The organism is bacterium, from assembly GCA_027622355.1.
Lineage (GTDB): Bacteria > UBA8248 > UBA8248 > UBA8248 > UBA8248 > JAQBZT01.
Map to the genome: position 1 here is coordinate 1 of JAQBZT010000090.1, position 9,673 is coordinate 9,673.

9 protein-coding genes are annotated in these 9,673 nt (G+C 62.8%); 3 read left to right on the top strand and 6 right to left on the bottom strand.

The features are described from left to right. Positions 1-20: 20 nt before the first annotated feature. Positions 21-527, bottom strand: a complete 507-nt coding sequence (locus O2807_06950; GenBank protein MDA1000238.1) for a hypothetical protein — start codon at positions 525-527, stop codon at positions 21-23. Between the two features lie 273 nt (positions 528-800). Between O2807_06950 and O2807_06955 the strand changes: the two genes are divergently transcribed. Further along, positions 801-2,282: an efflux RND transporter periplasmic adaptor subunit gene (locus tag O2807_06955; protein ID MDA1000239.1), complete on the top strand. Its 1,482-nt coding sequence runs from the start codon at positions 801-803 to the stop codon at positions 2,280-2,282. 13 nt (positions 2,283-2,295) lie between these two features. Next, positions 2,296-5,439 (top strand): efflux RND transporter permease subunit, encoded by a 3,144-nt coding sequence (locus tag O2807_06960; GenBank protein MDA1000240.1) that lies wholly within the window; start codon positions 2,296-2,298, stop codon positions 5,437-5,439. 15 nt (positions 5,440-5,454) lie between these two features. Here O2807_06960 and O2807_06965 read toward each other — a convergent pair whose 3' ends face one another. Further along, positions 5,455-6,204, bottom strand: coding sequence for a hypothetical protein (locus tag O2807_06965; GenBank protein MDA1000241.1), 750 nt, complete (start codon positions 6,202-6,204; stop codon positions 5,455-5,457). Positions 6,205-6,351: 147 nt separating this feature from the next. Between O2807_06965 and O2807_06970 the strand changes: the two genes are divergently transcribed. After that, positions 6,352-6,540, top strand: coding sequence for a hypothetical protein (locus O2807_06970; GenBank protein MDA1000242.1), 189 nt, complete (start codon positions 6,352-6,354; stop codon positions 6,538-6,540). Positions 6,541-6,823: 283 nt separating this feature from the next. Here O2807_06970 and O2807_06975 read toward each other — a convergent pair whose 3' ends face one another. The 4 genes from O2807_06975 to O2807_06990 all read right to left on the bottom strand — a co-directional run. Continuing rightward, positions 6,824-7,582: an SDR family oxidoreductase gene (locus tag O2807_06975; GenBank protein ID MDA1000243.1), complete on the bottom strand. Its 759-nt coding sequence runs from the start codon at positions 7,580-7,582 to the stop codon at positions 6,824-6,826. Positions 7,583-7,845: 263 nt separating this feature from the next. Beyond that, the gene (locus O2807_06980; GenBank protein ID MDA1000244.1) at positions 7,846-8,652 is read right to left on the bottom strand and encodes an MBL fold metallo-hydrolase; all 807 of its coding nucleotides are present in this window, start codon (positions 8,650-8,652) and stop codon (positions 7,846-7,848) included. Between the two features lie 33 nt (positions 8,653-8,685). After that, complete coding sequence (locus O2807_06985; protein ID MDA1000245.1) at positions 8,686-9,069, bottom strand: hypothetical protein; 384 nt, start codon at positions 9,067-9,069, stop codon at positions 8,686-8,688. Positions 9,070-9,377: 308 nt separating this feature from the next. After that, a partial coding sequence (locus O2807_06990) for a hypothetical protein (protein ID MDA1000246.1) occupies positions 9,378-9,673 on the bottom strand: 296 nt, incomplete at its 5' end.

The following is a 9,673-nucleotide window of genomic DNA, read 5'->3' on the forward strand; positions in this document are numbered from 1 at the left end:
GCTTTTTTGTTACTCCGGGATCATCCGCCGACGATGAGCTTGTAGTTCGGCGTCGGATTGAGGGGGCAGGAGTAGAGATACTCCCCCGCGAGGAGTTCAATCTCGTAGTCTTGCGTTGCTCCCGGGTCGAGCCCGCCGCCGGAGACGCCCGGCAGGCGGAATCTGCCGAGAGTGCCCGCCCCCCGAAGGTAGAAACCCAACGGATAGGGAACGTTCTTGTTGGTGAGGCGGAAGATGTATTTGCCGGGCCTGAGCCGCAATGTTTTCGCGGAGCCCAGGCGCCGGGCGGCGGTTTCCGCGTTGATTGCGCGGCAATCGGCGGCGGATTCGGGCCGAAACCGGTGATCCTTCCCCTCGGTCTCGACGAACTGACAGCCGGTCTGGGTGATGCGGATGACGATGGGTGCTTCGTCCTTTGCGGGCCGGGCCGCCCCGGCAGAAAGGGTGGCCAGGAGCGCCGCAGCCAGGAAAAGCGCCGCCGCGAAGAAAAGGAAGATGGGGCCGGGGAGGTATGTTCTGGTTCTCATCGGATGGGCTCGCGGCGGCGAATCGCAGAAAATCGGAGAGGCGGGCCGACGAAAACATTGCCCGAAAACGGGTATCCGGTGTGTCCTCTCAATGGGGAAAACAGCGGGGCATGTTTTTTATTCTTGCCCGAAAATAAGGAATTTTCCTTCTACTTTTCGCTGTTCTTCTCTTCTGCGCCCTGTGATACATTGCTTCATCTTCTGATGGCCTATGTCCTTTGATATGTAAGGTTTACGGCTGTTGGAAGGCCGCCGAAGGAGAAAGCGCCCAAGATGGAAAAGAGAGAGCGGCCTTTCGCAAAAATCTTCACGCCGCCCCCTTCCGTGCGGGTTTGCTTCATTCTGGGACTGACCCTTGGGGGTCATCTCCTCCTTTTGGCGGGACCCCGAATCGCGGATGCCCAGCGGCAACGCACGAATCGCCCCATCTCCGTAAATGTACAGAAAGCCGAAGAGGGCCAAATCGGCCGGCGCGTGACCGCCACGGGAACGCTCTTTGCGCAAAGCGATGTGAAGCTCATGGCCCAGGCGGAGGGCCGGGTGCTGGAGGTTCTTGTCCGTGAGGGCGACCGGGTCCGTAAGGGACAGGTTCTTGCCCGGTTCGATGACACCCTGATCCGGATCGAGCTGGCCTTGGCCGAGAGCGAGCGGGCCGCCGTTCGCGCGAGAAGAAAAAAGATGGAGGCGGGTTTTCTCCCCGAGGAGATTGCGGCGGTGGTGGCCGAAGTATCGCAGGCGCGCGCCGCCCTGGATCGTACCCGCGCCGAGGTGGCCGCGACCCGGGCCCGTTTGAAGGAAGCGGAATCCAACGCCCAATCGCTGGAATCTCTCTACAAGCGCGGCGTGGTGAGCCGGCTCGAATGGATCAAGGTGACCGCCGAGCTGAACCGCGCCCGCGCCGAGGTGAACGAGCGGCAGGCCCGCCTCGCGGAGGATTCCGCGCGGATCCGGGTCGTCGAGGAGCGCCTGAAGATCAAGCGAATCGGTAGCCGCCCCGAGGATGTGGAGGCCGCCCGCGCCGAGGAGCAAAAGGCCATCCACAAGGTGCAGTTCCTTCGGGTTCGTCTGGGATATTTTCAGATCCAATCTCCCATATCGGGTGTTGTCGCGGAGCGGAACATCGAGCCAGGCGATCTCGCGGTGGAAAAGGCCCATGTCCTGAGCCTGGCGCACATTCGAACCCTCCGGCTCCGGGCCCGCGTGAGCGAGCTCGATCTTCCGGCGCTGCGCGTGGGACAGGAGGTAGTGATTCAAGTGGATGCCTATCCCGATCGCCACTTCCGCGGAAAGCTCACCCGTCTCTTCCCGAGGGTAGACCCGCAGTCCCGGCAGGTTATGGCCGAGGTCGAATTGTCGAACGCCGACTACGTTTTGCGGCCCGGTCTTCTGGCGCGCCTGACTTTCGAGCCGGTCCTCGGAGCGGTGACCATCGTTCTTCCGGTGAGCGCGGTGGAGTGGGATGCGTCGGGCGATCAGAAAAAGGGCTTTGTCTACGTTCTCTCGCCCGATCCGCGGGGGAAAGTGGGGAAAACGCCGGGCCGCCCGCGCGGAGCCGGTGTGGCGCAGGCGAGCGAGCCGCCCCAGCCGGGGGGGAAATCCACCGGCTTCATCGTACGGCGGCGCGCCGTCCGCTTCGGCGGCCAGGCGTCCCAGAAGATTCAAATCCTGGAAGGGCTGAAGACGGGGGAGCAGGTGGTGATCAGCGCGATTTCCAGCCTGCGGGATGGCCAGCCGGTGCGGGTGGTCGGCCCATAGGGAGCGGAATTGCATGTCGTTGAGCCAGCTCTCCATCCGCCGCCCGGTCGGTACCGTGATGTTGGTGGTGTGCGCCCTCGTTTTGGGTTTTTTCTCCCTCACCCGGCTTCCCGTCGATCTGATCCCCCGCATCATCTATCCGCGGATTTTCCTGAGCGTGGAGTTCGAGAGCGCCGACCCGGCCGTGGTCGAGGAGCAGGTGACGAAGATCATCGAGCAGGAGTTGGCCACGACGGAGGGGCTGGTGCGCCTCTACACGCGCAGCCAGGAGGGGCGCGCCCGCGTGTGGATGTTCTTCGACTTCAAGCGCGACATTGACCTCGCGCTCCAGGACGCGATTACGAAATTCAATCTCGCGCGGCGGAATCTGCCCAATGAGATCCAGCAGCAGATCCAGAAATTCCAGATTTTCAAGGCGGACCCGGCCCAGCGGCCGATCATCGAGTTCGCCCTCTCCTCGAAATCCAAAAAAGGGCAGGAGCTGCAAGCCTGGGCGAATCAGGTCCTCGCTCCCCAGCTCATGGTGGTGCCGGGGACAGCCTCGGTGGAGGCCTTCGGAGGCCAGAACGAGGAAATACAGATTCTCGTTGATTTTCCCCGCCTCCAGAGCCTCGGCCTCAACCTCTCATCGGTCCTTGCTCGGATTCGCTCGGAAAATCTCGATATCACCGGCGGCCGGGTGGTGACCGAAAGCCGCGAATACACCAGCCGCACGCTGGGAAAGGTGGGTTCGGCGAAGGAGCTCTCCGACCTGATCTTCCGGACCCCCGACGGGCGCAAGGTCTATCTTCGCGATTTCGCAAAGGTCGTGGACAGCGGCCAGGAGCAGCGGATTTTCACCTGGTTCAACGGCGCCAAAAGCGTCAAGGTCGTCGTTCTCAAACAGCCCAATGCAAATACCCTCGAGGTGATTGACGGCATCAAGCGGCGCATCGAATTTCTGCGCCTCTACAATATTCTTCCAGCGGATGTTTCTTTCACGCCTGTGGCGGACCAGAGTTTTTTCATCCGGTCGTCCATCTGGAACGTCCTCACCTCCGTCCTCATCGGGGGCACATTGGCGATCCTCGTCGTCTTCCTGTTCTTGGGCAGCCTGCGGCGCACGGCCATCATCGCCCTGGCAATTCCGGTGGCCTCCATCTTCACCTTCTTCTTCATGTGGGCGGGCGGCCTCACCTTCAACATCTTCAGCCTGGGCGGGCTCGCCATCGGGGTGGGAATGCTGGTGGACAATGCCATCGTGATGCTCGAGAACATCTCGCGCGTCCAGGCCGCCGAGGGGGGCGATCCGGTCGCGGCCTCAGAGCGTGCCGCCCGCGAGGTGGACAGCGCCATGATGGCCTCCACGATCACGAACCTGGCCTCGGTCATCCCCTTTTTGCTGATCTCGGGCTACATGTCGCTTCTGTTCCGCGAGCTGATCCTCACCATCTCCTTCGCCTTTATCTGCAGTCTGCTCGTCGCGCTGACGGCGGTGCCGATGCTCTCGGCGAGCCTTCTCCAGCTCCCTCGCCGGAGCGGGGTGGAGCGATGGCTGATCGTGCGCTTTTTCGCCGATTGGCTCGATTGGCTGCGGGAGAGCTATCGCCGGGGCCTTACCCGGGCGCTGGCGCACCGCTGGGCGGTGATTTCGGCCGTTTTCCTCGTTTGCGGCGTTTCCTTTTTTCTCCTCGAGGGCCTCGGCAATGAACTGATTCCCGAGGTGGACGACGGGCGCTTCACGGTGGACCTGCGCTTCTCCCCCGGCACCAAGCTGGAGTACAACAAGGAGATTGTGCAGCGGGTACACGATACGCTCCGGCGGGACGTTGAAGTGGAAAACGTGTTCGCCACCGCGGGCGGGCGCCTCTTTACCCGCAGTTTCGCCATCAACCCGACAACGGGGCGAATCGAGGGAAACCTCAAGCCGGGCTACTCCATTTTCCCCTACCTGAAGAAGCTCCGCGCCCGCCTCGCGCGGCTCGACCTGCCGGATGCGCGCTTTTTCGCCTACAAGAGCCGGATACGGGGACTTCGGACTTCGAACACGACCCACAACAAGAGTTTCTCCCTCTCCGTGCGGGGGGAGAAACCCGAACTGATCACCCGCCTCGCGGTGGATCTGGTCACCCGCCTCCAGGGGATTCCCGGCCTGGTCAACCTCCAGGTGGACGAGGTGGAGCGCCGCCCCGAGCTCAAGGTGCACCTTGATCGCGAGCGCGCCGCCGAGGTGGGCCTTTCGGTCGAGGAGGTGGGCACCACCGTGGGAACCGCCGTGGACGGAACTGTGACCACCTACCTCACCCGCAAGGACAGGCGCGTTCCCGTGCGGGTGAAGCTGGCGGACATCCATGTGAGGAGCGCGGAGGATCTCGAGAATCTGCCGCTCTTTCCGCAGGGGAGGGAGCCCATCCGCCTCCGGCATGTGGCCCAGGTGCGGCGCGGCCAGACGAGTTCGGTCATCGTGCGGATCGATCAGAATCGGATGGTGGAAATCACCGGCGACATCACCGACCGATCGATCGGCGAGGTGAGCCGGGATGTGCGCGCCCGCCTGGCGAACTTCAAGATACCGCCCGGCTATTTCGTCCTCCCGGGGGACGATGAACAGACACTCAAGAAGTCGAACCGGGAACTCATGATTGTGACGCTGCTGGCCATTTTCCTCGTCTACGTGGTGATGGCGGTGCAGTATGACTCCATGGTCAAACCGTTCGTCATCATCTTCGCCGTGCCGCCGGCACTCGCGGGGGCGCTGATGGGCCTCTATCTGACCGGAACCCCTTTCGGTGCGACCGCGCTCATCGGCGTCATCCTCCTCGTCGGCATCGTGGTCAACAACTCCATCGTCATGGTGGAGTACATCAGCCAGCTCCAGGCGCGGGGGGGGGGCCGGGAGGAAGCCATCCTCGAAGGGGCGGTCGTGCGGCTTCGGCCCATCCTCATGACGACCTGTACGACGGTTCTCGCCCTCATCCCGCTGGCCCTCGGCTGGGGCCAGGGCTCCGAGATGCTCCAGCCTCTCGGGGTGGTGGTGATGAGCGGTCTGACACTCTCGGCCCTTGTGACACTGTTCTTGACTCCGTGCCTCTACGAAGTCATCCAGGGCGGCGTGGCGGTGTTGCGGCGCTGGGTGGGTCTGGAAGAAAAGGGTGCGACAGGGGCCGAGTCGGCCTAGGCATTGCGGGAAGGGTTATTTCCCCGCCTGTTTCTTGTACATCGCTTTGAGCTTTTTTTTCTGTGTCCCGGAGAGTTTGTTGAAGACGGCGGAATTTTTCAGTTTGTTCTGCTGGCTTTTTGACATGTTCTTCAGGCCCATCAGGTTTTTCGCCTTCAGAAGTCCCGCCTTTCTGGCCTGGTCCACCTCCTTTTCGGTAAGTCCAAGGTTTTGGGCCTGGTTGCGGAGGACCGAGTAGGCCAGCGACTCGAACAGCGCCGAGAAGCTCCCCGCGTAATAGAGCGAGACCGCAAAGGCGAGGACGGTCGACACGAGCGTGATCTGGCCGATCTGCTTGAGGGTTTGCTGGGTGGAATCGTGGGTGCGAAAGGCTTTCGAGTGCTTCCGGTGTTTTTTCCTCGGAGAAGAAGCGTAGGCCGCTTTTTGGGATTTTGATGGAAGCGCCGCCGCCATGCCCGCCGGAGGGGGTTTTCCCTCCTGCTGAAGATAGTGCTCGCACTGCCGGAAGTTCATGAGGCAGAGTTGGGTTTGTCTCTCCCGCGTGACCTTGGCGAAGGGGATCGTCACCCGCTTGAAGCCGTGGCGCTCGACGCGGGATTGGGCCCGGCAGATGTTCCGCCCCGAGGGGCGCTCATAGGGCATGTCCCGGTCGGTGGAACTCAGGCAGGGGCACACGGCCCCGCTCGAAAGGGAGCCTCCGGCGTGCCTCCCGATGGGAAGGCCGCCGTTTCCGCCCCGGGGTGGCCGGTTTTGGGCTGCGCTCATGTTCTGTTTCCTTTTCTGGTCCCCCATGCCCGCAGAAGGTTTCCGGAAATTGTAGCAAAAAATCGATGAGATGCCACCGGAGGCCGCTCCCCGGCTTTGGAAAGGGGCCAAGTTCCTGATACTTTTCAGGAACACGGGATATTTCTTTTGAGATGCCGCAGGGAGTCAATCTCCCGGATATCTCTCCGCCTGCCGATCGAGAAGATATCGCGCCTCGCCGCGGCGGGGGTCCGCACCCCCGAGGTTCTCTCGATCCACCCCTCGGGCAGCCAGCGCATCCGCCAACTCCGCGCGTGGCTTCCCGGGGCCCTGCGCCACGACCGGCCGGGGCGCTAACCCGCGAAAAAATCCCTCATTATCCCTCAATCCTTCAGTAGTCCGCACGGCTCCTTCGTTTTCCGCGCCGCGTCGCGCAAGGGTTCGAAGAAATCCGCAGTATCGTGCAGTAGCCCGCAATCGATCCGCCGGAGCTCTTTCTCGGGCGGTTTTCCCGGGCGGCCAACATCCCCGCAGGCGCACTTCGCCCCCCGGGATGGGCCCAGTCTTGCAGATGTGGAAAGAAAGGAAGCAGCAGGAGATTCGGGGAGGGCCGGTGAGGGGCTGGAGGGCCCGCAAGAGACTAAAGCCCCGCGGCCAGTCCGCCCGCTACGGTGATGTCCTCGCCCGTGATGTAGCGGGCATCCTCCGAGCAGAGAAAGGCTACCGCCCCGCCGATATCCTCGACATGGGCGTTGCGGCCGAGCGGGACGCGGGCGATGCGCCTGGCCCACTCCTCTTCGCTCACCCGGCTGTGCACCTCGGGGGTGTCCGTCGTCCCGGGGGAGACGGAGTTGGCCCGGATCTGAAAAGGGCCCATCTCGGCGGCAAGGCTGATCGTCAGGCTGCGGAGGGCGGCCTTGGCGGGCGCATAGGCGTGCGAGTTGGGACTGCCGACGCGGAACACCCAGCTCAGGATGTTGACGATGGACCCGCCGCCGCGCGCCTTCATCAGCGGGATGGCTTCCTGGATGCAGTGGAAGGCGCCCCCGAAGTGAATGTTGAGCTGGGGGAGGATATCCGCCTCCCAGTCGGTGTCGAGGAATCCTTTTCGGCCGTGCGGCAGCCGGGCGTTGTTCACGAGGACATCGAGGCCGCCGTATTTCCCGGTGGCGTGGCGGAACATCTCGCGGACCTGCCCGCGGTCGCGGACATCGGCGGCGAAGGCGGATGCCCGGCCGCCGGCCGCTTCGATCCTTTGAACAACTTCTTTGGCGGCTTTTTCGTTTTTGAGGTAGTTGACGAGAACGGTCATGCCCCGCCCCGCGAGGGCGATGGCGATGGCGGCGCCGATGTTGCGGCTCGCGCCGGTGACAATGGCGATCTTCTGGGAATCTTCCATCTCTTTCGCGTTCCTTCTCCCGGGGAGTGGGTCAGTTCGCACAATGGACCCATGGTGTCATTCCGAAGGAGCACAGGGAACCCAAGCGAACGGGTTCGCTTGGGGCCCGTAGCGACTGAGGAATCTGCTGTGGAAAAGCAGATTCCTCGCGCCGGGCACCCCGGCGAATCTCCGATTCGCGGGAGGCCCTCCACCGGGGGGGCCGTCTCCGGCGCTCGGAATGACAAGAAAAACAAGCGAACTGATCCACTGTCTTCTCCCGGCTACTTCCGGGCGTGATCCTGGATCCAGACCTGGAAGCGATCGGCGGCGTACTCGTCCACCTCGCCCCAGCCGGGAACCGTCTTTTTCTCGGGCGGCTCGTGCTTGCCGGCTTCGATCTCCTCGACGAACTGGGCCATCTCGCCGATGATCGAGGTATCCTCGAAGGGGTCAGTGTGGCCGGAGCAGATGTATTTTGTCTCTCCCGCGAGCTTCTCCAGCTTCCGCAGGGAGGGGGCGTAGTCAGAAAGCACGGCGGTCGGCACCTGAAGAAAGAGGGGCGAATGGGGCTTCACGAGGTCGCCCGTGATGAGGACGCCTTCCTTCTCATCGAGCAGGGAGATGCTGCAGGGCGAGTGGCCCGGCGTGTCGTAGATTCTCAGCCGCCTGCCGCCGAGATCGATCGTGTCGCCCTCTTTCACCTCCCAGCCGAACGTGACGGGGGAAATGTTGTAGTTCTTGCCGTCGAACCCCTCGGGCAGCGGGCCGTCCCACATCTTCAGGAAGCCCTGGGTGCGCGGGGTGTGATCGCGGGCCAGCTGATCCTTCCCCGCCGGATGGACGCCCACCTTGTCCCACTGGTGCCCGCAGCCGAGGTGATCCCAATGGGTGTGGGTGAGTACGTGATCAATGGGCAGATCGGTGAGGGACTCCATCACCCCCCGCAGATCGCCGATGCCGATCCCGCCGTCGAGGGCAAGTGCCTTTTCGCTTCCGAGGAGGAGAAACATGTTGTAGCGCCCCCCCTCGTGGATCTGGTAGGTGCCGGGGGCGAATTCCGTGACGGTGTACCAGCTTCGCGAATCCATGGAGGCTCCTTTGTCCGAAGGGGAGATGGCTCTCTACGCCTCCCACTTGTGCAGATGGCTCTTAAGTTCTCTCGCCCGGCTCGATGCGAAGACGGTGCATCCCACCGGGTATTCGTAGGGGCCGTGCGGGGAATCATCGCCGCCGCCGTAGACGTAATCCCCCGGTTTGAGGATTTTCCCTGCCACATGCATCTCGCCCCCCAGGACGACGATGGTGTGATACTGGGGATGGGTGTGCCGTGGCTCGATGTAGCCGGGGGGGGATTTGACGAACAGATCGCGCCGGTCCGAAACGGCGTCCCGGCCCTCGGCCACAATCTTGATCTGCACCCCGGGCGGCAGGCCGAGAAATTTCTCCCCGTCCTGCCATTCCATCTCCGATGTATTGAGCGCAACAAAAGGCGCGGCGGGCTTCATCGTGAGACCTCTCAAAGTGTTTTATGGGTGCATGGATAGGCAGATCATAACATGCGCTTCTCTTTGAAGGGAAGAACCCTGCCCATGGGCCGCGGCCGATCCGATAGGGGGGGGATTTCGACATGGAAAAATTCGCGGAAAAACTTCGGACTGGCGCATCCGCCAAAGAGATCTTCCGGATGACCTGCGCCGGGGAGCTTTCCTGAGAGCTTTCCTGAAGAAAGACGGGGCCGAAGAGGGCCTGCTGCACCAAGACCCCCCAATGGTCGGCGCTGACGCCTGCGCCTCTCCGGCCCCAAAGAAGTGCGCTACGGTGATGTTGCCTGGCGCCGCTCTTGGACTTCTTCCCGCACCGCCTGGCGCCGCTCTTGGACTTCTTCCCGCACTCCCTGGCGGCGCTTTTGGACTCTTTCCCGCACCGCCTGGCGGCGCTTTTGGACTCTTTGCCGTGCGCCTTGCGGGCCGCGCTGTGCCGGGGCCAACTCTGCGAAGGCAAATACTGCCAGGAGGGAAAGGATTGCCGCTGCACTGCGGATGGAGTGCGTTTTTTTTCTGCTGCTGCCCATCGGATGAACCTCCATTTTCTTTGCCCGCCGGCCGCCTT

Excerpts from the sequence above, each read along its gene's own strand:
- O2807_06960 (MDA1000240.1), top strand. The coding sequence starts at position 2,296 with ATGTCGTTGAGCCAGCTCTCCATCCGCCGCCCGGTCGGTACCGTGATG.
- O2807_06955 (MDA1000239.1), top strand. The coding sequence starts at position 801 with ATGGAAAAGAGAGAGCGGCCTTTCGCAAAAATCTTCACGCCGCCCCCT.
- O2807_06985 (MDA1000245.1), bottom strand. The coding sequence starts at position 9,069 with ATGAAGCCCGCCGCGCCTTTTGTTGCGCTCAATACATCGGAGATGGAA.
- O2807_06980 (MDA1000244.1), bottom strand. The coding sequence starts at position 8,652 with ATGGATTCGCGAAGCTGGTACACCGTCACGGAATTCGCCCCCGGCACC.
- O2807_06950 (MDA1000238.1), bottom strand. The coding sequence starts at position 527 with ATGAGAACCAGAACATACCTCCCCGGCCCCATCTTCCTTTTCTTCGCG.
- O2807_06965 (MDA1000241.1), bottom strand. The coding sequence starts at position 6,204 with ATGAGCGCAGCCCAAAACCGGCCACCCCGGGGCGGAAACGGCGGCCTT.
- O2807_06975 (MDA1000243.1), bottom strand. The coding sequence starts at position 7,582 with ATGGAAGATTCCCAGAAGATCGCCATTGTCACCGGCGCGAGCCGCAAC.